At 59.5% G+C, this 23,076-nt stretch carries 22 protein-coding genes and 2 pseudogenes; 14 read left to right on the top strand and 10 right to left on the bottom strand.

Translation table 11 applies throughout. The annotated features are described in order from the left end of the window. Positions 1-798: 798 nt before the first annotated feature. The 4 genes and pseudogenes from AB4O09_RS21020 to AB4O09_RS21005 form a co-directional block, all read right to left on the bottom strand. Entirely contained in the window at positions 799-1,470 is a 672-nt protein-coding gene (locus AB4O09_RS21020) for a metallophosphoesterase (protein ID WP_231139211.1), read from the bottom strand. A gap of 143 nt (positions 1,471-1,613) precedes the next feature. After that, positions 1,614-2,213 (bottom strand): putative adenosine monophosphate-protein transferase Fic, encoded by a 600-nt coding sequence (locus AB4O09_RS21015; RefSeq protein WP_013692637.1) that lies wholly within the window; start codon positions 2,211-2,213, stop codon positions 1,614-1,616. Next, the gene (locus tag AB4O09_RS21010) at positions 2,213-2,383 is read right to left on the bottom strand and encodes a YhfG family protein (protein ID WP_003199786.1); all 171 of its coding nucleotides are present in this window, start codon (positions 2,381-2,383) and stop codon (positions 2,213-2,215) included. Before AB4O09_RS21010 ends, AB4O09_RS21015 begins: the two co-directional genes overlap by 1 nt. A gap of 133 nt (positions 2,384-2,516) precedes the next feature. After that, positions 2,517-2,702 (bottom strand): annotated as a pseudogene (locus tag AB4O09_RS21005) (BrnA antitoxin family protein); the annotation flags it as partial. A gap of 669 nt (positions 2,703-3,371) precedes the next feature. Here AB4O09_RS21005 and AB4O09_RS21000 point away from each other — a divergent pair. The 3 genes from AB4O09_RS21000 to AB4O09_RS20990 all read left to right on the top strand — a co-directional run bounded on the left by AB4O09_RS21000 (position 3,372) and on the right by AB4O09_RS20990 (position 5,476). Further along, on the top strand, positions 3,372-3,647 hold the full coding sequence (locus tag AB4O09_RS21000) for a hypothetical protein (protein ID WP_013692639.1): 276 nt from the start codon (positions 3,372-3,374) through the stop codon (positions 3,645-3,647). Between the two features lie 655 nt (positions 3,648-4,302). After that, the gene (locus tag AB4O09_RS20995; RefSeq protein WP_003199793.1) at positions 4,303-4,590 is read left to right on the top strand and encodes a metal-sensing transcriptional repressor; all 288 of its coding nucleotides are present in this window, start codon (positions 4,303-4,305) and stop codon (positions 4,588-4,590) included. 7 nt (positions 4,591-4,597) lie between these two features. Then, a complete protein-coding gene (locus tag AB4O09_RS20990; RefSeq protein ID WP_460107419.1) occupies positions 4,598-5,476 on the top strand; it encodes a nickel/cobalt efflux transporter in 879 nt (292 codons plus the stop codon). A 10-nt stretch (positions 5,477-5,486) separates the two neighbouring features. On the opposite strand, the pseudogene AB4O09_RS20985 reads toward AB4O09_RS20990, so the two are convergent. Together AB4O09_RS20985 and AB4O09_RS20980 are read right to left on the bottom strand one after the other, a co-directional pair. After that, a pseudogene (locus tag AB4O09_RS20985) lies at positions 5,487-5,624 on the bottom strand (LysR family transcriptional regulator); the annotation flags it as partial. A 125-nt stretch (positions 5,625-5,749) separates the two neighbouring features. Continuing rightward, positions 5,750-6,658 (bottom strand): AraC family transcriptional regulator, encoded by a 909-nt coding sequence (locus tag AB4O09_RS20980; RefSeq protein ID WP_041931128.1) that lies wholly within the window; start codon positions 6,656-6,658, stop codon positions 5,750-5,752. A 186-nt stretch (positions 6,659-6,844) separates the two neighbouring features. Between AB4O09_RS20980 and AB4O09_RS20975 the strand changes: the two genes are divergently transcribed. Next, the gene (locus AB4O09_RS20975) at positions 6,845-7,894 is read left to right on the top strand and encodes an NAD(P)-dependent alcohol dehydrogenase (RefSeq protein WP_460107418.1); all 1,050 of its coding nucleotides are present in this window, start codon (positions 6,845-6,847) and stop codon (positions 7,892-7,894) included. Positions 7,895-8,144: 250 nt separating this feature from the next. Beyond that, a complete protein-coding gene (locus tag AB4O09_RS20970) occupies positions 8,145-9,362 on the top strand; it encodes an MFS transporter (protein ID WP_460107417.1) in 1,218 nt (405 codons plus the stop codon). Between the two features lie 12 nt (positions 9,363-9,374). Here the strand turns inward: AB4O09_RS20970 and AB4O09_RS20965 are convergent, their stop codons facing one another. Continuing rightward, positions 9,375-9,782: a DoxX family protein gene (locus AB4O09_RS20965; protein ID WP_003199813.1), complete on the bottom strand. Its 408-nt coding sequence runs from the start codon at positions 9,780-9,782 to the stop codon at positions 9,375-9,377. A gap of 87 nt (positions 9,783-9,869) precedes the next feature. On the opposite strand from AB4O09_RS20965, the gene AB4O09_RS20960 reads away from it, so the two are divergent. Continuing rightward, complete coding sequence (locus AB4O09_RS20960) at positions 9,870-10,259, top strand: winged helix-turn-helix transcriptional regulator (protein ID WP_198286650.1); 390 nt, start codon at positions 9,870-9,872, stop codon at positions 10,257-10,259. A 30-nt stretch (positions 10,260-10,289) separates the two neighbouring features. On the opposite strand, the gene AB4O09_RS20955 is transcribed toward AB4O09_RS20960, so the two are convergent. Then, positions 10,290-10,778, bottom strand: coding sequence for a hypothetical protein (locus tag AB4O09_RS20955; RefSeq protein ID WP_460094568.1), 489 nt, complete (start codon positions 10,776-10,778; stop codon positions 10,290-10,292). Positions 10,779-10,913: 135 nt separating this feature from the next. On the opposite strand from AB4O09_RS20955, the gene arsN2 reads away from it, so the two are divergent. Then, positions 10,914-11,345: an arsenic resistance N-acetyltransferase ArsN2 gene (arsN2, locus tag AB4O09_RS20950; RefSeq protein WP_028237673.1), complete on the top strand. Its 432-nt coding sequence runs from the start codon at positions 10,914-10,916 to the stop codon at positions 11,343-11,345. Here arsN2 and chrA read toward each other — a convergent pair. Further along, the gene (chrA, locus tag AB4O09_RS20945; protein WP_028237672.1) at positions 11,342-12,700 is read right to left on the bottom strand and encodes a chromate efflux transporter; all 1,359 of its coding nucleotides are present in this window, start codon (positions 12,698-12,700) and stop codon (positions 11,342-11,344) included. The genes arsN2 and chrA overlap by 4 nt on opposite strands. 196 nt (positions 12,701-12,896) lie before the next feature. Between chrA and AB4O09_RS20940 the strand changes: the two genes are divergently transcribed. The 6 genes from AB4O09_RS20940 (at position 12,897) to AB4O09_RS20915 (ending at position 21,560) form a co-directional block, all read left to right on the top strand. Then, positions 12,897-13,556: a ribonuclease T2 family protein gene (locus tag AB4O09_RS20940; protein WP_028237671.1), complete on the top strand. Its 660-nt coding sequence runs from the start codon at positions 12,897-12,899 to the stop codon at positions 13,554-13,556. A gap of 202 nt (positions 13,557-13,758) precedes the next feature. After that, positions 13,759-15,330, top strand: coding sequence for a GGDEF domain-containing protein (locus AB4O09_RS20935; protein ID WP_003199824.1), 1,572 nt, complete (start codon positions 13,759-13,761; stop codon positions 15,328-15,330). Positions 15,331-15,535: 205 nt separating this feature from the next. Then, positions 15,536-18,112, top strand: coding sequence for a bifunctional diguanylate cyclase/phosphodiesterase (locus tag AB4O09_RS20930; RefSeq protein ID WP_003199826.1), 2,577 nt, complete (start codon positions 15,536-15,538; stop codon positions 18,110-18,112). A gap of 69 nt (positions 18,113-18,181) precedes the next feature. After that, entirely contained in the window at positions 18,182-18,976 is a 795-nt protein-coding gene (xth, locus tag AB4O09_RS20925; protein WP_053162216.1) for an exodeoxyribonuclease III, read from the top strand. Positions 18,977-19,091: 115 nt separating this feature from the next. Beyond that, complete coding sequence (locus tag AB4O09_RS20920; protein WP_100263696.1) at positions 19,092-19,916, top strand: arylamine N-acetyltransferase family protein; 825 nt, start codon at positions 19,092-19,094, stop codon at positions 19,914-19,916. A 123-nt stretch (positions 19,917-20,039) separates the two neighbouring features. Then, positions 20,040-21,560 (top strand): nucleobase:cation symporter-2 family protein, encoded by a 1,521-nt coding sequence (locus AB4O09_RS20915; protein ID WP_013692648.1) that lies wholly within the window; start codon positions 20,040-20,042, stop codon positions 21,558-21,560. A 75-nt stretch (positions 21,561-21,635) separates the two neighbouring features. On the opposite strand, the gene AB4O09_RS20910 is transcribed toward AB4O09_RS20915, so the two are convergent. Then, the gene (locus AB4O09_RS20910; RefSeq protein ID WP_003199833.1) at positions 21,636-21,989 is read right to left on the bottom strand and encodes a hypothetical protein; all 354 of its coding nucleotides are present in this window, start codon (positions 21,987-21,989) and stop codon (positions 21,636-21,638) included. Positions 21,990-22,251: 262 nt separating this feature from the next. On the opposite strand from AB4O09_RS20910, the gene AB4O09_RS20905 reads away from it, so the two are divergent. Continuing rightward, positions 22,252-23,073, top strand: coding sequence for a shikimate 5-dehydrogenase (locus AB4O09_RS20905; RefSeq protein ID WP_460107414.1), 822 nt, complete (start codon positions 22,252-22,254; stop codon positions 23,071-23,073). Positions 23,074-23,076 lie beyond the last annotated feature (3 nt).

The following is a 23,076-nucleotide window of genomic DNA, read 5'->3' as shown; positions in this document are numbered from 1 at the left end:
CGTTTCGGCGAGAAAAATCAGGTAGCCCTGAGCACAAACCCCCAATTTCATTACCGCTAACGACCAAGCAGAACCTACCCCGCATAGCGGTGTAATTCTCATCCCACGCAGTGCGGCTGAAACACACCAAGCTGCTGTTTGCTAAATATTTGCTATATGAAGGGCGTGCAAAGCGCAGCGAAGCAAGCGGGGCGGAAGGCGCGGCGACTAATCGGTCCAATCCATCATGGGGGCGACGGAAAAGCGCTGGAACAGTGAAACAGCTTGTAGGGGGATTGGGATCATGTGCATCGCTTGATCCAATCGATCAAGATACGAGCAGGTGCCGTGTTTCGATGGATACAACTGCAGCCTCTCTAGCTGCTTTGATTGCAGGAATGGACTGCGCGGGTACCCCCACGACCTGATCACATACGTCACACACTGAAACCAAAACGCCATTTACCTCACCAACACCATCGTCGAATGGTACGTTTCTGCGGGTAAATGTCGTCTGGACCAAGCCTTCGCAGTGACTGCAAATCGCTCGATTCTTATCGCTCTCTTGATAAAAATTCATAGCCATTGACTCATTGATGAACGCCGGAACTATAAGCTTCCTTATAGAAATTCAGCAAGAAATTGGTGTGTAGGAAACTTCCCTAAATTATGAGCGAGGATAGATTGCAGAGTCGCTAGGGCGCCAGAGTCTTTGGTTTTCTCAAACGGAATCGCCTGCTACGCGCCCTGGTAGCCTCGGCCACTATCATCTGATGGCGATTTTGCCTCGAAAAAAACTAAGCAGAGCGATGCCTTGTCTCACTGGCTCATGCTCATACTAATGATGGATTCGGTTTGGATATCAACCAGGCTTAATGCGCCATCGGAAAATGAGCAGCCGGTGTCGATATATACGACATTACCCAAGCGCATAATACTGGGCACTGTTGAATGTCCAACATAGAGTCGGTCTATTCCTTTGATGGGCGTGTGGTCGTTTTGCTCGATTTTTTCTCTGGCATACAGCGCTGTCTTCAAGGCTTGCCGCTGATGTTGCTCTCCAGTTTTTCCTGTGATTGCATCTTTGGCTTCCTGCCAGCCATCGTTACTTTGGATGACGGGGGCTTCGGCATGGACTATTCCAATTGTTTGATCGTTTAATAAGTCGATTTCAATGATCAATGGAAGTGCTTGCAAGGATTTTGAGAGTTCATGCTGGATGGTGGGTTGTAACTCGTACAGCCAGGCTCCACCATTTCGGATATGTCGGGGGATATCCCCATGCCCGGAGATACAGTCAATAAGCATCTGTTCGTGATTGCCACGCACTGCATGGAACCATGGCTTCTCAAGCCAGTTTAATACGTCCATGGAGTCGGGGCCGCGGTCGATGAGGTCCCCCACGGAAAAAATACGGTCCAGCTCGGTGTTGAAGTCTAGTTTGTCTAAGGCCATTGTTAGAAATTTGAAATGTCCATGAATGTCGCCCACCACAAAGTCTCGACCTTCCTTGTTAGATGGGAATGATTTCGTCCTGTACATTTCGGTGGCTTTAGCAGACGTTAATTGACGGCGACTGTATCACTTAGCGAAATAAATCGTAAGGCGGTGAGCGAGGGGATAACGTTGTGCGGTCAAGCTTGAATCGCCAGCCCGATACACTTCTCAAAAACCTGCTCCATAGGCTCCATGACGCCGTTATAAGCCGCAATATTGGCAAAAATCCACTCGTCCTTCTCAATCCCCCACCAACTGATTTCAAACCCGGCATTCATGATGAGGTGTTCAAACAGAATACGCTGGGCACGGCCATTGCCTTCGCGGAAGGGGTGTACGACGTTGATGTCGGAATAGGCCTCTGCCACAGCGACGATCAGCTCAGCCCGCTCCATGCCCTCGAACCAGTTTGCCTCGGCCATGTTGGCGAAGATCTTATTGGCTTCCTTCTCCATGTACTCAGGTTGGCAGAAGCGGGTGGCTTGTTTGGACATGCCAACGGTGCGCAGCTCTCCAGCCCATTCGAACAGGTCTGAAAAGAGGATTCGATGAATGTTTTGAAGGTAGGCCAGGCTATAGGGAGGAGGGCTGAACTCGACGTTGTCCGCTGCGATGGCCGAGAGTTGTTGTTCGGCTTCGCTTAGGGTCGGTTCGTCACGGATATCGAGTTTGTTGCGCAGGACCGTGGAGCCGGGATAGCAATAAGCGTCCTCGCCGACTCCATATTTGTCAGGCATCAGGTTCTGGTCTGGGTGAAGGCCTTCAAGACCTCTTCACGCGTTGGCATTTTGCGTTCGCCGTCGGCGAAGGTCGTTTTGAAACCTTCCAGACGGAGGCTGGCCGCGTAGTTGGATCTACGCGTCCTGGCGGCATAGGCCTTTTTGGTTTCAAGGCTGACATTGCCCATGGGCTGGACCTCAAATCGCGCTGGTGGGCGGATTATAGCCCATCCCGTTGGCGTGGCCTATGTTGCGGCCTGAACGAATCAGGGGGACTGTGCGGGTCCGCTTTTGGGTTGGCTACTCCAGATTGTGAGCAGTCTCAGATAGCAGGCCCTGGCGCAGTAGATGGTTGATGACGGCTTGATATCCGGTGCCGACATTTTCAGCTCGCTCGCGAGCGGCCTTGATCACTTCATCATCAAGCATGATGGTAATGCGGGTTTTTCCTTTGCTGCTCGCAACGGGGCCACGCTTGGCCGTGCTGAACTCGTATTCTTCTTTCATAGGTCAGTTTCCAGATGCTGCACAGTTCATTTTCGATGCTATTGGTGCGCTGATGGGGGCGCCTCACCATACGATGGAATTTTTGACCATGCCAAAGCGTTGAGCGCTCATTCGTTTCGAGATTTTTCCTTGTGCTCATAGCTGCGCTGCCCAATCCATCGCCGGACACTCTCGTCGGAAATTTCCCTCAAGACGCGTCGCTCCTGGCTGACTATCCACCCAATTACCCCGTGCGCTAAGTTTTCTCCGTCGCTGCAAATTCAGCGGCAGGGTGTGGAAGCCCTCATGACTCCAGGAACGTAGCTCCGTTAAATTTAAAGGAGGCACTTTTTCTATGCCTGCTGTTAAATTACGGCGGCTGTACGCGGGGCACCTTCGGGTGCGCCGGTTCCTGGATACGGTCTTCCACACCCGCGTACGGCTGCCACCCATCATGTGGAAGTGATGCTGGCAGTTTCCTTTTAGGTCCAGGAGACAAAACGAATGAAGAAACTGACTCCAAATCCTCCGAGTACCGCAGTCAATCAAAAGCGGCTCTCGTCCAGCCTCACCCAGTCCATCAATGCCCACCTCCTGCTCAATCCCCGAACTCCGAATCCGGATTCGGCCCCTCCATCAGCGGTTCTTCAATCCGCCACTGACCTCCCATCCCTGCAGGAGTAACCCCTCATGTCCCGTTACATGCCCATCACCGGTATCGAAAACAATTTCCATGCGCTCTTGATCGACACAGAAGCTCCGCTGGACGTGCTGCACGACACCGCCGCTTACCGCATCGCCGCTGTCACCCAGTTGTTGGAAAACCTCGCCATGCGTTCCGACATCAGTACGGACGCCGTGATACTCCATGATTTTGCCCAAGTGCTAGCGATCCCACTGCGCGATGGGTGTGATTTGCTGGATGTGATTGGGCGGCGATTGCAGGCGCAGGTTTTGGCGTCGTAAGGGAAGTGGGCGACTTCACGAGGTCGCCTGCACTGTCTTGCTCATCACCCTTTGCAGTCTGCAATCCTGTGGGAGCGAGCCTGCTCGCGATAGCGGTGGGGCAGTTGATGGGGATGTTGGATGTGATGCCGTTATCGCGAGCAAGCTCGCTCCCACAGTTTTTCCGGGTTGTTCACAGATAGTGCGTTCACCACAAATCTTTGTGTGGGAGCGGGCTTGCTCGCGAAAGCGGTGTGTCAGTTTGCAGGATGCTGGTTGTGCTGGCGCCTTCGCGAGCAAGCCCGCTCCCACAGTTTTTCCGGGTTGTTCACAGATAGTGCGTTCACCACAAATCCCTGTGTGGGAGTGAGCTTGCTCGCGATAGCGATGGGTCAGTTGGTGAGGATGGTGGATGTGATGCCGTCATCGCGAGCAGGCTCGCTTCCACAGTTTTTTTCCGGGTTGTTCACAGAAAATGCGTTCACCACAAATGCCTGTGTGGGAGGGGGCTTGCTCGCGATAGCGGTGGGGCAGTTGGTGGGGATGTTGGATGTGCTGCCGTCATCGCGAGCAAGCCCGCTCCCACAGGTTAGTCGGCGTTTTGATGGGTTTGCTTACATCCCCCCTGGGGGGATAGGATGGCGGGGTAAATTCACCGAAACACAGGGCTCAAGTCATGAGTGCGCACGACCACGAACATCCCCACCAAAGCCATGCGGCGATCGTCAAGCGTCTCAAGCGGGCGGACGGTCATTTGCGCAGCATTATCACGATGATCGAAGAGGGTCGTGAGTGCGTGGATATTGCCCAGCAGTTGCATGCGGTGGAGAAAGCGGTGTGCCAGGCCAAGCGGACGTTGATCCAGGATCACATCGATCACTGCCTGGAGGACACCGTTTCGTCGTTGCATAAAGGCGAGCGCGCGCCGCTGGAAGCCTTCAAACAAATCACCAAGTATCTCTAGGCCCGACATGCCCAATTTTGCTGAATTGCTACAACAGGGTGGCACTCACGCCTGGCTGTATTTCCCCAGTGCTATCTTGCTGGGCGCCTTGCATGGCCTGGAGCCTGGTCATTCGAAAACCATGATGGCGGCGTTTATCGTGGCGATTCGGGGCTCGGTCAAGCAGGCGGTGTTGCTGGGCTTGGCGGCTACGCTATCCCACACTGCGGTGGTGTGGCTGGTCGCGATCGGCGGCATGTACCTGGGCCAGGGGTTGGACGCCGAAACCACCGAGCCTTATTTCCAACTGGCATCCGCTGCGCTGATCATTGCCATCGCGCTGTGGATGCTGTGGCGTACCTGGCGCGGCGAGCAGATGTTCAGGTTCGCGCAAAGTCACGACCACCATCATCACGATCACGATCACGATCACGATCACGATCACGATCACGATCATCATCATCACCACCACGAACATGACCACGGGCATCCCGAACCCAAAGGCCTGGCGCTGTCGCTGGAGGGTTACCAGGACGCCCACGAACAGGCGCATGCCAATGATATCCGCAAGCGCTTCACCAACCGGGAGGTCACCACCGGCCAGATCATCGTGTTCGGCCTGACGGGCGGGCTGATTCCTTGCCCCGCGGCCATTACCGTCCTGCTGTTGTGTCTCCAGGTCAAAGAAGTCGCGCTGGGCGGCCTGCTCGTCCTGTGCTTCAGCATCGGCTTGGCGATTACCCTGGTGACCGTGGGGGCTGCGGCGGCCATTGGCGCACGGCAGGCGTCCAATCGCTGGCCTTGGCTGGGCACCGTTGCTCGCCGGGCACCTTACTTGTCCAGCGTGTTGATCATCGGCGTCGGTCTCTACGTGGGCATCCATGGCTGGATCGGCTTGAACGCGTAGCCTCCACCGATCAGTTCGCACCTTCTGACACAGAGGGTGCGCTGCCCGGCTGCTGCAGCGAAGCGCCTTCCAACGTTTTCCACAGCTTACGCATCGTTGGGTTGCGATTGGCAATCGCACAATACGAGCGAATCTCCAGGCGCGTTGAAGTGCGTTGCGTTGGCGCAAAAGGCACCACTCTGTGGGAGCAAGGCTTGCCCGCGATGAAGCTGACGCGGTCTCCCGAAGGCCAAGGTGCCTGCATCGCGAGCAAGCTTTGCTCCCACTGATGAATCAACCAGCCTTGGCCGACCCGCGTAGCGCCGCAATGTCGCGCTTGGGCGGCACGCCAAACAAGCGGGCGTATTCGCGGCTGAACTGGGAAGGGCTTTCGTAACCCACCTTGAAGGCCGCACTCGCCACGTCCACGTGCTCGTTGAGCATCAAGCGTTTTGCTTCGTTCAACCGCAGCCACTTCTGGTATTGCAGCGGGCTCATCGCCGTGAGCTGGCGGAAGTGGTGGTGAAACGTCGGCGCGCTCATTTGCACCCGCGCGGCGAGGTCGTCTACGCGCACGGGTTCGGTGTAGTTCAATTTCAACCAGTCGATGGCCTTGGCGATCCGGTAGCCCTGGCTATCGACCGAAACGATCTGCCGCAGCCGGGCGGCCTGGTCGCTGAGCAGCAACCGGTAGTGGATCTCGCGCTGGATCAACGGCGCCAATATGGGGATCGCTTCGGGTTCATCCAACAACCCCAGCAGACGTGCGAACGGCGCCAGCAGGTCGGGTGTCGCGGTGCCGATTCCCGCGCCGATCCCGACCGCTCGATCACGCGGCGGCGACAGGCTGCCTTGGGCGATCAGATCGGCCACCATGCGCAAGTCGAGCCTCAGGACCAGGCCCAGGCAGGGCTGTTCCGGGCTGGCCTGCATCACCTCGGAATTGGCGGGGATGTCCAGGGAGGTCATGAGGAACCGCCCGGTGTCGTAGCCATAGGCTTCGCCGCCGATCCAGACCTGCTTCTCGCCTTGGGCCACCAGCACGATGCTCGGTTCGATCATGCAAATCACCGGCGGCGCCGGGGCTTCACGCCGAAAGAAGGCGAGGCCGGCGATGGGCGTTTCAAAGTCGCCCGGGTGTGAGGTCCGGCCGCCGATGATGGCGGCCAGAGTCTCTTGTACGGATCTGCGTTGGATGGCCATGTCGGGTCCGGGTGTCATCTCAGCTCAAGCGCTATAGGCAGAACATTAACTCGGCAAACGAAGCGCTGCCTATGCGAAATGGAGAAGCTCATAGAATCAGGCAAGAATTTAACCGTAATGCACTACCTGCCGGCCGGGATGAGCCCTGAAGATAGAACCTCATTCAATCCAGCAAGGAGTCTTCTGATGCGTGTACAAGCCTACGGCGCCCACGCGGGCGACAAGCCCCTTGAACCCCTGCAGATCACTCGTCGCACGCCGGGCGCGCATGACGTCCAGATCGACATCGCTTTTTGTGGTATATGCCATTCGGACCTGCACCAGGTGCGTGCCGAGTGGGCGGGTACCCAGTTCCCTTGCGTGCCGGGCCACGAAATCGTCGGTCGGGTCGCGGCGGTCGGCGCCCATGTGTCCGACTTCAAGACCGGCGACCTGGTGGGCGTCGGCTGCATCGTCGACAGCTGCAAGCATTGCGACGACTGCGACAGCGGTCTGGAAAATTATTGTGACGGGATGATCGGGACCTACAACTTTCCCACCCCGGATGAGCCCGGTTGGACGCTGGGTGGCTATTCGCAAAACATCGTGGTGCATGAGCGCTATGTGTTGCGCATTCGTCACCCCGAAGCCCAACTGGCCGCCGTCGCGCCGCTGCTCTGCGCAGGCATCACCACCTATTCGCCGCTGCGCCACTGGAACGTCGGGCCGGGCAAGAAAGTCGGCGTGGTCGGCATCGGTGGCCTGGGCCACATGGGCATCAAGCTTGCCCATGCGATGGGGGCTCACGTCGTGGCGTTCACCACCTCCGAGTCCAAGCGTGAGGATGCCAGGCAGTTGGGGGCCGACGAGGTCGTCGTGTCGCGCAATGCTGAAGAAATGGTTGCGCACACCAAGAGTTTCGATTTCATCTTGAACACCGTGGCGGCCCCTCACGACCTGGACGCGTTGCTGGTGCTGCTCAAGCGCGACGGCACGATGGCCCTGGTGGGCGCCCCGGCAACCCCCCATCCTTCGCCGAATGTCTTCAACCTGATCATGAAGCGGCGCACCCTCGCCGGGTCGATGATCGGCGGCATCCCCGAGACCCAGGAGATGCTCGATTTCTGCGCAGAGCACGGCATCGTCGCCGACATCGAACTGGTCCGGGCCGAGCAGATCAACGCGTCCTACGAGCGCATGCTCAAGGGCGATGTGAAGTATCGCTTCGTGATCGATAACGCGACCTTGGTCGGCTGAAGACAGGCGCCAGCGGACCGCTCGCGAAAGCGGTCTGCCTGAGGCGGTGATGTTGGATGTGCCGCTGTCATCGCGAGCAAGCTCGCTCCCACACGGGGAGGTGTGGCGGGCACGAAATATGTGAACACCCCCATTCAAAACTGTGGGAGCGAGCTTGCTCGCGATAGCGGTCTGCCTGAGACAGTGGTGTTGAATATGCCGCCGTCAATCTGCCCACAGATCCATCAAAGAAACACAGGATTGTCCTCCAATGACAGATAACTCATCGCCACAAGTCCAGCCCGCCTGGGGCGCGGTACTTGCCATGGCCCTCGCCGCATTCGTGCTCGTTGCCTCGGAGTTCATGCCAGTCAGCTTGCTGACGCCGGTAGCGGCGGATCTTCACGTCAGCGAAGGGCAGGCCGGTCAAGGCATTGCCGTCTCTGGCGCCTTTGCCCTGATCACCAGCCTGTTCATTGCATCGATCGCCGCCCGGGTCGACCGCAAATGGCTCCTTTTGGGGCTGACATTGCTGATGATCGTTTCAGGCACCGTGGCGGCGTTTGCACCAAACTATGCGGTATTCATGCTCGGTCGCGCGTTGATCGGCGTGGCGATTGGCGGCTTCTGGTCGCTGTCGGCGGCCACGGCCATGCGGCTTGTGCCGGACGATCAGGTTCCGCAGGCACTGGCCATCGTCAATGGCGGCAATGCCTTGGCGACGGTGATCGCTGCGCCGCTGGGCAGTTTCCTGGGGGCGATCATCGGTTGGCGTGGCGCGTTTTTCTGCATCGTGCCCGTCGCCGCCATCGCCCTGGTCTGGCTGCTGTTACGCCTGCCCTCCATGCCTTCGCAGGCGAAGCAAGGCAGTACCAATGTCTTCAAGTTGATGACCCGGGCACCGGTCGCACTCGGCATGCTGGCGGTCAGCACGTTTTTCATGGGCCAGTTCATGTTGTTCACCTACCTGCGCCCGTTCCTTGAAACGGTGACGCAGGTGAGCGTTTCCATGCTGTCCTTCATGTTGCTGGTGATCGGTGTGGCGGGTTTGCTGGGCACCTTCCTGATCGGGGCGTGCTTGAAAAACAATCTCTATCGGACGCTCATCGTCATCCCGCTGTTGATGGCCACGATTGCCATTGCCCTGGTGGGGTTCGGTGGCTCGATCACGATCACGACCGTCCTGCTCGGCCTTTGGGGCCTGGTGGCCACGGCGGCGCCCGTAGGTTGGTGGACCTGGCTTTCGCGAACGCTGCCGCAAGATGCCGAAGCCGGCGGCGGCCTGATGGTGGCGATCGTCCAGCTCGCCATCGCCGCGGGCGCGACAGTGGGCGGCCTTCTGTTTGACCTGAGTGGCTATCGCGCGACGTTCGAAACCAGTGCGGCGGTGTTGGGCGTTGCCGCTGTTCTTACGGTGCTGGCCGCTCGGTCAGCGCTCCGGGAATCTTCATCGACTACGCAAGCAACGCCCTACAGCACGGTGGGTTGAGGTAAATATCCGTCAGTCGAGGATGACCTGGTGCTGCGCCGCGCCAGGGGCATAGGGCGACGGAGCTTCGCGGACCGCGTTCTGGGTCAGGAAGGAAGCGATCAGCAACACGATGCCTATCGCCGCAGGAACTGCACCGCGCGGCTTGCGCACACCGATGTGCGCGGACCCCGACAACAGCAAGTGATAGAGCATGCCTGCATAAGCCAGGTCGCTGAGCGCCACACTTGTGCGCGACAGGATGGCGACCACCCCGAGGACTTTCAGGACGGTGAGCATCGGTACCAGATAGCTGGGGTAACCGAGGTCAGCCAGCGCCTGGCCGACCCAGGCCTTCTTGGTGACGTACAGCGTTGCGGACGCCAGGTAAAGCAGGGCCAACGCCGCGGTACTGATCCAGTAGAGGTAGTGTTCAATCATGAGGTTCTTCCTGAGTGGGCTGGGTTGAATCGACAAGGGGCGAGAATGTCGCCTAACATGAAAGCCCACAAGAAGGATGAAAAAGTGATGGTTAGTATGGAAAACCAGACTAATGAGCACGCCAGCATCAGCATGCACGAGCAAATGCGCCGCGCATTCGCGCTGCTCTCGGGCAAGTGGAAACTGGAAATCATGTGGTTGCTCAATCAGCGGATCTACCGCTTTGGGGAACTGCGAAAGGCCATTCCCGGCATCACGCAACACATGTTGACGGCGCAACTTCGCGAGCTGGAAAGAGATGGCCTGGTGTCTCGCACTGTGTTCGCAGAAGTGCCGCCGCGGGTGGAATACGAAATCACGCAAAAGGCCCGAGGGCTGGGGCCGACGATGGAAGCGCTGACGACCTGGTGGACGGAATATGGCAACAGCGTGCCTGTGAAGGGGGCCTCGCGCGGGCGCAAAGCCAAAGACAGTTGAAAGGGCGACCTCAAGGGTCGCCCACTTGTGTTAAAGCCCCAGGCCTTGCTCTACCAGCGCGAGCAAGGTGTCCTCGTCCAGCATGGCGGGTTCAGGACGCGGTTGTCCGGACAGGCGCAGTGCCTGGATATGCCAGAGCGATTCACCATGTTCGCCGAGTGTGCGCACGATGCAGTGTTCCTGCCCCTTCATATGGACCTCAATGCATCCGTCTCCCTTGGACGAGAAACGCGCAATCGGGTCGAATGAAATGCGCTGGTGATTGCCTTCGATCACCAGTTGATCGATGGCGTAGCTGTACGTCGAACCGCTGGAATGACTTTCAAATACATGGGTGGGGTTACGCCGAATGTCCAGGCCTGCCTCGCACACGGGCGCCAGCCAGATTTCGATCTGGCGATACAGTTCGTAGACCTGGGCGGGCCAGTGCTCGATCGCCAGGTCGGCGCAGTTGTCGGTATCCGCGCGGGTTTGCTGGGTTTTCCTCAGTTTGGCCGCTAGCTCGTCTGCCTTGCTCATGTCGATTCCCTGTCGTGATGATAGGTTGAGCTTAGCTGATGGGCTGGGGTGTTCATTTGCGCTGGGTCATGGGGTGGTGTGTTGTTGAGTTTCGGTGCGATGACGATTACCGGAACAATTTATGAGGAGCAAGTCATGCACATGAGAATACTGAGCAATAACGACCTGGGACCGTTGCGCGATGCGCTCACCCTGGCCGGTCTTCCCGTGGACGACCTGACATACCCTGGTCGACAGTTCTTCAGCTTCAGCCACCAAGATGTTGTTGTGGCGTTTGGTGGCATCGAGGGGGAGGGGGCTGACCGGTTGCTGCGCTCGCTGGTTGTCCTTGAGGGGCTGCGGGGGAAGGGCACTGGCGCGGCGGTGTTGGCCGCTATCGAGGCGTTTGCGAAACGTGAGGGTGTAGAGCAGCTCCATCTGCTGACTGACAGCGCCGCGGCGTTTTTTACCGGCCAGGGCTATCAGGCGCGGGACCGCTCGCTGGCGCCTGCTTCGATCAGTGCGACGGCTCAATTCAAAACCTTGTGCCCGGCTTCGGCGACGTACCTGAGCAAACGCCTCGTCTAGCGCAGCAAGTGCACCGCCAGCCCAGCCAGCCCGCACGCCAGCAACACCTGGATCACCCCCAGCTTGTAGCGAAACAGCGCAATGGCCGCTGCGATTGCGATGATTGCCGACGGCCAGTCCAGGGCACCTGCAAAACCGTTGGGCCAGATTACGTGGTAACCGAAGAAGCACGCCAGGTTGAGGATCACCCCGACCACCGCCGCGGTGATCGCAGTCAGCGGCGCGGTGAATTTCAGCGCGTTGTGCGTCGATTCCACCAACGGGCCGCCGGCCAGGATGAACAGAAACGAGGGCAGGAACGTGAACCAGGTCACCAGCGTGGCCGCGACGGCCCCGGCGAGAAACGCCTGTTCGGGACCAAACACCTGCATCACGTAGCCTCCGACGAAACCAACGAAGGCCACGACCATGATCAGCGGCCCGGGCGTGGTTTCGCCCAGGGCCAGGCCATCGATCATTTGTGTCGGCGTCAGCCAGCCGAAGTGTCCGACGGCGCCCTGGTACACGTAGGGCAAAACCGCATAGGCGCCGCCAAACGTCAGCAATGCAGCCTTGGTGAAGAACCAGGCCATTTGCGTCAGCGTGCCTTCCCAGCCGAACACCGCGGTCAGCAGGCCCATTGGCAACGCCCACAACAGGGCACCGATGATCACCAGCCGGGCGAGCCTGAAGGCGCTGAACCGGACGTGGTCCGGGGGCGGGGTGTCATCGTCGATCAATGCCGGGCCGAAGGATTGGTGCTTGTCATCGTGGCCGCCCAGGCTGAATTTTTCCGGTACCCAGCGACCGCCCAGGTAACCGATGACGGCGGCACCCAGCACGATCAGCGGGAAGGGCACGTTGAAGGCGAATATCGCGGCGAACGACGCCGCGGCGATCGCCCACAGCCAATTGTTCTTGAGTGCGCGGGAGCCGATCCGGTGGGCGGCATGCACCACGATTGCCGTTACCGCTGGCTTGATGCCGTAGAAAATGCCCGCCACTATCGGCACTTCGCCAAAGGCGACGTACAGCCAGGACAACGCGATGAGAATGAACAACGAAGGCAGCACGAACAGTGCCCCGGCGATGATCCCGCCCCAACCGCGGTGCATCAGCCAGCCCAGGTACGTGGCCAGTTGCTGGGCTTCTGGTCCCGGCAGCAACATGCAGTAATTAAGGGCATGCAGGAATCGTCGTTCGGAAATCCAGCGTCGGCGCTCCACCAACTCCTGGTGCATGATCGAGATCTGCCCCGCAGGGCCGCCGAAGCTGATGAAGCCCAGTTTGAGCCAGAACCAGAAGGCCACGCGCAGGCTGACGGCGTCGGGTCTGGTCAGGGGGCGTTCGTCATCGGTTCGGGTCGGTTTGCTCATGGGCGACGGGGCACGTAAAAGTCAAAGGCGATCTACGTTATGAGGCGTTACGCAATTTAGATAGCCCCCCGGCAAGCTTTGCTTGTAAAAAAGGTCTGCTTGTGAAAAACAGCCCTTCAAACAGTTGAAACACAAGGTTGAAACAATCATCGCCCGATCATCCCGCTTTCGCACAATCGCCCCAAGGAGTGGGTCAATGAAACAACGTCTTGCCATTGTCGTGCTGATCGTACTGACACTGGGTTCCATGGGCGCGGCCAATGCCCGCGAATCCGGCAACGCACGGGCGCAATCCGTGGCCGGGGTGTTTGATTACTACTTGCTGGCGCTGTCCTGGTCACCGACGTTCTGCCTGACTCACCAGAAGGATGCGCAGTGTTCCGGCAAGGGCTACGGCTTTGTGCTCCATGGCCTCTGGCCGCAATACACCCGGGGCGGCTGGCCGCAAGCCTGTGCGCCCCAGGTGCCGCTGACGGCGGCGGAGCAGAACAAGGGCCTGACCTTGTTTCCCACCCGCAAGTTGATGGCGCATGAATGGTCCAAGCACGGCACGTGCAGTGGCCTGGGTGCCATGGGCTACCTGGAAGTTGCCGACAAAGCCTTGGGCGCGGTGAAAATCCCACCGCAGCTGCAACCATTCAATTCCTCGTATTATTTCGAGGCTGATGAAATCATCCGGCTGTTCCGCCAAAGCAATCCAGGCATCGCTCCCGACGGCATAGCGGTGATTTGCAGCGGGCCGCAACTGTCGGAAGTGCGGGTGTGCATGGACAAGGACTTGGCGTTCGCCGCGTGTGGCAGGGGCGTCAGGACACAATGCCGCGCCGGGGAGATCCGGGTGCCGCCGGTACGGTGAGAGCGACGGCCCTAGCCACAAGTGTTCATCGTTCTGAAGAGGGCATTTTTATCGGCTGGCAGGCGGGGTTTTGGATCCACTGCAGCCACCCATCGGCTCTGCTGCACGGGCAAATTGCCGCCTCACAAGCGGTAGGCTAAGCTCACGAATATTGGGGGCTTTGAGCGAATTCGCTCATGTTTTGCCCCCTTCAGGAATTCGCTTGCCTATCTCTATTTTCGATCCTTTCCATGTCCCTGGCGGTGCCTTGAAGCGCCTGCCGTTGCTCAAGGCAGCGGTTACGTTTATCGCGGCGGTGTGCCTGTGCCTGTGCGGTCTGCTTTACCTGCAACTGGAGCAATCGCGCAGCCACGACCTGGAGTCGGCCCGCGTCGCTTCGGCGACCCTTACCCGGGCCATGGCCCAGCAGGCCCAGGACACCTTCCTCCAGACTGATCTGGTGTTGGCCAGTCTGACAGATTGGATCCAGGTCGATGGCTACGGCCCCGCCGTACAGCCACGCTTGCAGCAGACCTTTGCCCGCCGTGTGCAATCGCTTGAGCAATTGCATGGCCTGTTCCTGTTCGACAAGCACGGTCACTGGGTGGTGACCTCTTTTGACAACCTGCACAGGGGCGCAGGGGTGGCGGACCGGGATTATTTTGCTTTCCACCAACAGAATGCCTCCTTGATCGCTCATATCGGCCCAGCGATTCGCAGCCGGCAAAACGGCGAATGGATCATTCCCGTTTCCCGCCGTTTGAACGATCAGGATGGCAACTTCCAAGGCGTGTTGATGGCCGGCATCAAAATGTCGTACTTCGACCGATTCTTCAAAAGCTTCAGCCTGGATGAGCAAGGCGAGATGGCCCTGGCTTTGTCTGACGGGACACTCTTGGCCCGGCGCCCCTTCGATGAGGGACGGATCGGTCACCCGCTGGCCGAGGAACACATCTACAACCATGTCCTGACCGGCGGGATGTCTGGCGATGCACTCATCCGTTCGACCATCGACGGTGTCGTCAGGCTGTATGGACACCAGCATCTACAGGCTTATCCGCTGGTGGTCACTGCTGCGATGTCTGAGGACGCGATCCTGTCGGGGTGGCATGACCGGGCTTTCCAATCCAGCCTGATTGTCGGTCTGGTGGTGCTGGGCATTTGCTTGTTCGGCTGGGTATTCGTGCGCCAGGTACGTAACAGCGAACGGATCGAAGCGGACTTGCGCAAGGCTCAGCAAGCGTTGGAGCTGATTGCCACCCATGACAGCCTCACCGGGCTGGCGAACCGGCGTCTGTTCGAGCGTGCCCTGGACATCGAGTTCGGCCGGGGCGCCCGTCAGCGCAGCCCCTTGAGCCTGATCATGCTCGATATCGATTTTTTCAAGCGCTACAACGACGCCTATGGGCACGTGGCCGGGGACCATTGCCTGGCGGAAGTGGCCAAGGTGCTCAAGGACTGTTGCCATCGCAAGGCCGATCTGGCGGTGCGTTATGGCGGCGAAGAGTTTGCGGTTTTGTTGCCCGACACCAATCTTTCGGGGGCCATGGCGTTGGCCGAGCAGATCCGCCGCAGCGTCATCGACAAGCACATCACCCACTCCGGCTCCCCGACCGGCCACCTCACGGTGAGCCTGGGCTGTTATGCCTTTGTGCCCAGCGGCCTGGACAGCATCGAAGTCTTCATCCAGCGGGCCGATGCGGCGCTTTACCAGGCCAAGCACGGCGGCCGCAACCGTGTGGCGGTGTTATCGACGGAAAGTGGGCTCGATACGCTGGCGCGCTCGGATCGTTGAGATCGGTTGGAATCATCGGCAACGTGCCACGGTCCATTGTTCAGACACTGTGCTGGTGCCATATACGAGGTGTGTAGGTTCTTTCGCAAAAAACCGTGGGCTCGCCAAGTGATCAGGCAGCGGGTGCTAAGGTTGGGAGCATGACTGGCCGCGGACCCTCACCGTTCTCGATCGGAGCCAGCGTTGACAGGACAGGAGCAGATCAATGGATTCCGCTGCCGATACCCCTTCAAACACTGCGCGTCACACACCGATTACCCGTCGCCTGGTCGTGGCGGTCGGGGCACTATTTGTCCTGGGCATCCTGGTGGCGGTTGCCGCGTTGTTCGATATTGCGCAAAAGCTGGACGCGGAGGATGTGCGCAAGACGCATTTCTATATCGAGCGCGCCCTTGAGAATCGCACCACCGCCGCGAAAAACTACATCGCCAGTTACGCCTACTGGACCACGGCCTACGAGCGCCTCAACGGCGAGGTCGACGTGCAATGGGCCTACGCCGAACAGAACATGGGAAAGACCCTGTTCACCAACGATGAATACGAGGGTGTGTTTGTCATTGATCGGCAACGCACCAAATACGCCGTGGTGCGCGGGCGCAATGTACAAGGTGATGCCGCGGTTTATATGAATGCGTCGCTGACCAACCTGGTGGACCAGCTCCAGGCGCAGCCCGACCTGACGATGTCCACGACCCGCTACACCTTGTTCGAGGGCTGGCCGGCCATCGTCACGGCGTCGGTGATTCTGCCCAATGACGAACGGCCCCAGGTCGAGTCCAAAGGCACCTCGGTCTTGCTGTTCGTCGACCAACTGACACCGGTCAAGCTGCGCAAGCTGGGCAAGAGTTATGGCCTCGCCGACTTGAACCTCAAGAAAGACATCGAGCTTGAGCCCGGCCAGCCGGCCGTGCCGCTGGACAGTACCGGTTTCAGCCTGGTGTCCCGCCTGGAGCGGCCGGGCCAGCAATTGCTCTGGTCCCTGGTGCCGCCGCTGGGTGGCGCATTGTTTATTCTCGCACTGCTGACTGCCTACTTTTCTCGCTATGCGTTGCGCACGGCACGGCATGTGGACGCCAGTTACGACAGCCTGGAACAGTCGGCGCATGCGCTCGAGGCCAGCGAAGAGCGCTTTCGGGCCGTGGCCGAGGCGGCCTCCGACTGGATTTGGGAAATCGACGGGCAGCAACGCATCACCTATCTGTCGGGGCGTTTCAATACGGTCACCGGGTTTTCCGACCAGCAATGGCTGGGGCAGGACATCGAGCAACTGCTGTATTGCGATACCACGCCGATTGCCCTCTGGCTGGGCAAGTTGACGGAGGAACAGAACGCCAGCAACTTGCGCTGTTCCTACCGCGATCATTCCGGGCAATTGCGTTTCTGCCGTGTATCGGCACGCCCGATCTATAACAAGGCTGAGGTGGTGGGCTATCGCGGTACCGCCAGCGACATCACCGATGAGGTGGCGGCCCATGCCCAGGTCCAGCATCTGTCGATGCACGATGCGCTGACCGGCCTGCCGAACCGTAACAAGCTGGCGCGGCACCTCGATGATGCGCTGGTGGCCAAGGAGCATTCCGCACCGTTGACCTTGCTGATGGTCGACCTGGACAATTTCAAGCCGATCAACGACTCCCTCGGCCACCCGGCCGGCGACGCGGTGTTGCTGGAAGTGGCCCAGCGACTGCGCGACTGCACCCGCGAGCAAGACCTGGTGGCGCGCCTGGGAGGGGACGAGTTCGTGGTGGTGCTCAACGGGATGGAGCACACCACTGAGATCGACCGATTCTGTGAGCGGCTGATCGACAGCCTGCAGCAGCCGATCCTCTACGAAACCCATTCGTTGCACATCGGCGCGAGCATTGGTATCGCTGTCAGCCGCCGCCAGGGTTATGTACCCGGAGAACTGATCCGCTGCGCCGACATTGCCTTGTACCAGGCCAAGTCCGAGGGCAAGAAAACCTGGTGCTATTTCGCCTCGCAGATGAACGATCAGATCCAGCATCGTCGCCAACTGGAAAGCGACCTGCGCCAGGCTGTGAAGAAAAACGAATTCGTCCTGCATTTCCAGCCGCGCTACACCGTCGATGGTCGGGAGATCGTGGCGGTCGAGGCGTTGGTTCGCTGGCAGCATCCGACCCAAGGTTTGTTGAGCCCCGACGCCTTCATTCCATTGGCCGAGCAAACCGACTTGATCGTCCCGCTTTCGCAATGGGTATTGCGCGAGGCCTGCGAAACCGCACTGACCTGGCCGGGAGAATTGATGGTCTCGGTCAACCTGTCGCCGGCGCAGTTCGAGCGCAGCGATGTGGTGGAGGATGTGCGACAGGTGTTGATCGAAACCCGTTTCCCGGCGAGTCGTCTGGAACTGGAGATCACTGAAAACGTGATGCTCAACGACGTTGATGGCGCCCTGCAGGTCATGAATGCCCTGAAGGAACTGGGCGTGCGCTTGAACATGGACGATTTCGGTACCGGTTATTCGTCCCTCGGTTATCTGCGCACCTATCCATTCGATGGCATCAAGATCGACAAGCGCTTCATTGCTTCGATGAGCAACAGCAGCAATGACCGCGCCGTGGTACAGGCGATCATCAACCTGGGCAAGGCCATGGGGCTGACGGTGACTGCCGAGGGCGTGGAAACCCAGGCCCAGCTCGGCTCACTGGGCTCGGACCAATGCCACGAAGTGCAGGGTTATTTCCTCAGCCGGCCGATCGACAAGCAAGCCTTTGCACACTTATTGGCGAGTGGCCTGCCGTTGCCGAAAACGGGTTCCTGAAAACCTGTTGCAACCACCCAGTCCGGTTGTCGGTCACAACTGTGACTTGGCATTTCGAGTTCTGGCGCTATGAAAAACCTTCGGATCGCGACCTTCAACATCAATGGCATCCGGGCCCGGCTGCCCAACCTGCTGGAATGGCTGGAGCGGGAAAAACCCGACATTGCCTGTTTGCAGGAGCTCAAGGCGGTGGACAAGGATTTCCCGGCGGCGGAGCTGGAGTCGGTGGGGTACGGGGCGATCTGGCATGGGCAGGCGTCCTGGAACGGCGTTGCGATCCTGGCCCGTGACGCGCAGCCGCTGGAGAGCCGCCGAGGCTTGCCCGGTGGGGATGACGACAATCACAGTCGCTATCTGGAGGCGGCGGTGCATGGCGTGCTGGTGGGCTGCCTGTACCTGCCCAACGGCAATCCGCAACCGGGTCCGAAGTTCGATTACAAGCTGGCGTGGTTCGAACGGCTGATCGACTACGCCCAAGGGTTGCAGGCCAGCGATCACCCCGTGGTGCTGGCCGGTGATTACAACGTGGTGCCCACCGACATGGACATCTACAACCCGCGCTCCTGGCTCAAGGATGCGCTGTTGCAGCCAGAAAGCCGCGCGTGCTACCAGCGGCTGCTGGACCAGGGCTGGACCGATTCGTTGCGCCACCTGTATCCGGACGAGCGGATCTACACTTTCTGGGATTATTTCCGCCAGCACTGGCAGAAAAACTCCGGGCTGCGCATCGATCACCTGCTGCTCAACCCGGCGGCCAGCGCCTACCTGAGCGAGGCCGGCGTGGACGCCTGGGTCCGGAACCAACCCCATCCCAGTGACCATGCGCCCGCCTGGATCCGGCTGGCGTCACGCAAGCGGCGGTGACCAGGGAGGCATCCGGTCGATTGTTGTCTCTGTGAGGGGAATGCCTTATACCTGGCGCCCAATAGCAGTGCGCTTGTCGTGAGCGCTGCGCCGACCCTGGAAAAGGACACCCCTCATGAGTCACCCCCAACTGAGCGACACGGCCCGCTATCTGCGGCGCCTGGGTTTCGACGCCCCCCCAGCGCCGACCCTCGACACGTTGCGCCAACTGCAACAGCGCCATACCGCCGAATTCCCTTTTGAAACCCTGTCGACGTTGCTGCGTCAGCCCGTGCCCGTCGACCTTGAATCGGTCGAACGAAAAGTGTTCGAACAGGGGCGGGGTGGCTATTGCTATGAACTCAACCAACTGTTTTTGGCGCTGTTGCTGGAGTTGGGTTTCGACGCCCGCGGCATCACCGGACGCGTGGTGATGAACGCGCCTGAAGGCTCTTGGGCTGCCCGGACCCACCGGCTGAGCCTGGTGACGTTCGACGGCGTGCGCTACATCACTGACGTCGGCTTTGGTGGCATGGTGCCCACTGCGCCGTTGTTGCTGGACAGCCGTGAAGCCCAAACAACGCCCCATGAGCCGTACCGCATCGAAACCCATGCGGACGGTTATATGTTGCGCGCCAACGTCGCCGACGAATGGCGGCCGATGTACCTGTTCGATCTGCAACGCCAGGAAGACATCGACTACACCCTCGGTAATTGGTACGTCAGCAGTCACCCGGAATCGCCGTTCATGGGCCGGTTGATGGTCGCGCGTACCGGTGACGGGTTGCGCAAGACCCTGAACGGCAACAGCTATGCGGTGCACCGGATAGGGCAGGAGAGCGAGCGCCGGGTGATCGCCGATGCCGATGAGTTGATCGACTTGCTCGAACAAGAGTTTGGCCTGCGCGTACCGCCGCGCGAGCTGTTGCGGCCGGCGATAGTGGGGTTGCTCCAGCCATAAAAAGGCTGTTGGCCGGGGAGCCTGTTCCTGCGTATGGCAACAAGTTGTATACAACTCTATGGACATTTGTCCTGAGTTTTGAATACAGTGTGCCCATAACAAAAAACAGGGAATCCCCGAACCATGAAAACGCCCCATGTTTCACTCCCACGGCCCGAGGACGAAAACCTTGGCGTCGGCGCGAATATGGCTTACGGCCTGCAACATGTGTTGACCATGTACGGTGGCATCGTCGCCGTGCCATTGATCATCGGCCAGGCGGCCGGGCTCTCGCCCGCGGACATCGGTCTGTTGATTGCCGCGTCATTGTTCGCGGGGGGCTTGGCAACGTTGCTGCAAACCCTCGGCCTGCCGTTTTTCGGCTGCCAACTGCCCTTGGTGCAAGGCGTATCGTTCTCGGGCGTGGCGACGATGGTGGCGATTGTCGGCAGCGGCGGGGAAGGCGGCTTTCAAGCCATCCTTGGCGCGGTGATCGCCGCGTCCCTGATTGGTTTGCTGATTACCCCGGTGTTTTCACGCATCACCCGGTTCTTTCCGCCACTGGTCACCGGCATCGTGATCACCACCATCGGCCTGACCCTGATGCCGGTGGCGGCGCGCTGGGCCATGGGGGGCAACAGCCATGCCGCTGATTTCGGCAGCATGGCCAACATCGGCCTGGCCGCAGTGACCCTTGTGCTGGTGCTCCTGCTGAGCAAAATGGGTAACGCAACCATTTCGCGGTTGTCGATTCTGTTGGCGATGGTGATTGGTACCGTCATCGCTGTGTTCCTCGGCATGGCGGACTTTTCATCGGTCGGCCAGGGCCCGATGTTCGGCTTCCCGACACCGTTCCATTTCGGCATGCCGACTTTCCACATCGCCGCCATCCTGTCGATGTGCATCGTGATCATGGTGACCTTGGTGGAAACCTCCGCCGACATCCTGGCGGTGGGCGAGATCATCGACACCAAAGTCGACTCCAGGCGCCTGGGCAACGGCTTGCGGGCCGACATGCTGTCGAGCATGATCGCGCCGATCTTCGGTTCCTTCACCCAGAGTGCCTTTGCCCAGAACGTCGGGCTGGTGGCGGTGACCGGGATCAAGAGCCGTTTCGTGGTGGCGACCGGCGGGGTCTTCCTGGTGGTGCTCGGCCTGCTGCCGTTCATGGGCCGGGTGATCGCAGCGGTGCCGACCTCGGTACTGGGCGGTGCTGGTATCGTGCTGTTCGGCACGGTGGCTGCCAGTGGCATCCGCACGCTGTCCAAAGTCGACTACCGCAACAACGTCAACCTGATCATCGTCGCCACTTCCATTGGTTTTGGCATGATTCCCATCGCTGCACCGAACTTCTATGACCATTTCCCGAGCTGGTTCGCGACCATCTTTCATTCGGGCATCAGTTCTTCGGCAATCATGGCGATCGCGCTGAACCTGGCGTTCAACCACTTCACCGCCGGTAACTCCGACCAGCAGTCGGTTTTCGCCGCCGGCACTGAGCGAGTGTTGCGCTACCAGGACCTGGCGGCGCTTCGTGAAGGTGATTACTTCAGCGATGGCAAGCTGCACGACTGCGATGGCAACGAGATTCCCGTGGTGACTGAGCCTGTTCACGGGGCGGCGGAGCATGCGCCGGTCCGTTTGAAAAGCAGCGAGCACGTCTGACAATTACACTGTGGCGAATATGAAAAAGCCTGTGATCATTGATCACAGGCTTTTTTTTGCCACCCGGGAAGCTGATTACCAGCGACCGTAATGACCACGAGGCGGGCCATAGTAGTAGCCCCGTGGTGGCCCGTAATACACCGGCGCTGGGCGATAGTAGATCGGTTGCTCTACATACACCGGCTGTGGCTGGTAGTAGACCGGCGGTGGTTGCTGCACATAGACCGGCTGCGGTTGGTAGTAGACCGGTTGTTGCTGCACATACACCGGCCGATCACGGTTGATGAGGGCCGAGCCAACGATGGCCGAACCGACGATTGCGCCAAACACTGCGGGCCCCTCCCAACCACCACGACCGTGGGCGGATGCCTGGCCGGTGACCGCGAGTGCCCCCATGAGCAGGGCGATGATGGGAAGTCTACGATTCATGGCTGTTCCTCGTTTCGGCCCCGGCGCCTGTGGTCTGTAACAGACCCGATGAGGGTCGCGGGGATACTTGCTCTGACAACGATTTTCTCAGGATTTGCGACGCCGTTGGGTAAATATTGTGTAAGGTCTGTAGCGCTTTTCCTTACCGCGCCGCGTCATCCAGGGGCCTGAGACCGGGTCGGGGCTGGCGGTATCATCATCGAATAAAACCTTTCGCAGCGGTGATTCCGTCTGTCCGAAAGTGAATTGCAAGGAGACACGCATGCAGATCAATCCCAACAAAGACACCCAACTGTGCATGTCGCTATCGGGGCGTCCCGGAAACTTCGGCCTGCGCTTTCATAATCACCTGTATGAACAATTGGGCCTGAATTTCTATTACAAGGCGTTCAGCAGCCAGGACCTGCCTGGAGCCGTGGGCGGTATCCGTGCCCTGGGAATTCGTGGATGCGGCGTGTCGATGCCGTTCAAGGAAGCCTGCATTGCCCTGGTGGATGAGCTGGATCCTTCCGCCGCGGCGATCCAGTCCATCAACACCATCGTCAATACCAATGGCCATCTGAAAGCCTACAACACCGACTACATCGCCATCGCCCAGTTGTTGCAAAGCCACGCGGTGCCCAAGGACTCGACCTTTGCCTTGCGCGGCAGCGGCGGCATGGCCAAGGCTGTGGCCAGTGCCTTGCGCGATGGGGGTTACAAGAACGGGCTGATCGTTGCCCGCAATGAAGCCGCCGGGCGAGCCCTGGCCGAGTCCCTGGGGTATGAATGGCAAGCTGACCTGGGTACCCGGCGGCCACAGATGCTGATCAACGTCACGCCGATCGGCATGACCGGGGGGCCGGAAGCCGACCAGTTGGCGTTTGAGCCCGAGACCATCGTCGCGGCCGAAACTGTGTTCGATGTCGTGGCGATCCCGTCGGAAACGCCGCTGATCGTGCGCGCCAGGGCCGAAGGCAAGCGGGTCATCACCGGGCTGGAAGTCATTGCGATCCAGGCACTGGAGCAGTTCGTGCTGTACACCGGCGTGCGGCCCAACCTGGAGCAATTCGAAAAAGCCGTGGCCTTCGCCCGGTTGGCGTAGGCG

This window comes from Pseudomonas sp. H1_F01 (assembly GCF_054681425.1).
This window is presented reverse-complemented; position numbering and strand designations above follow the sequence as displayed.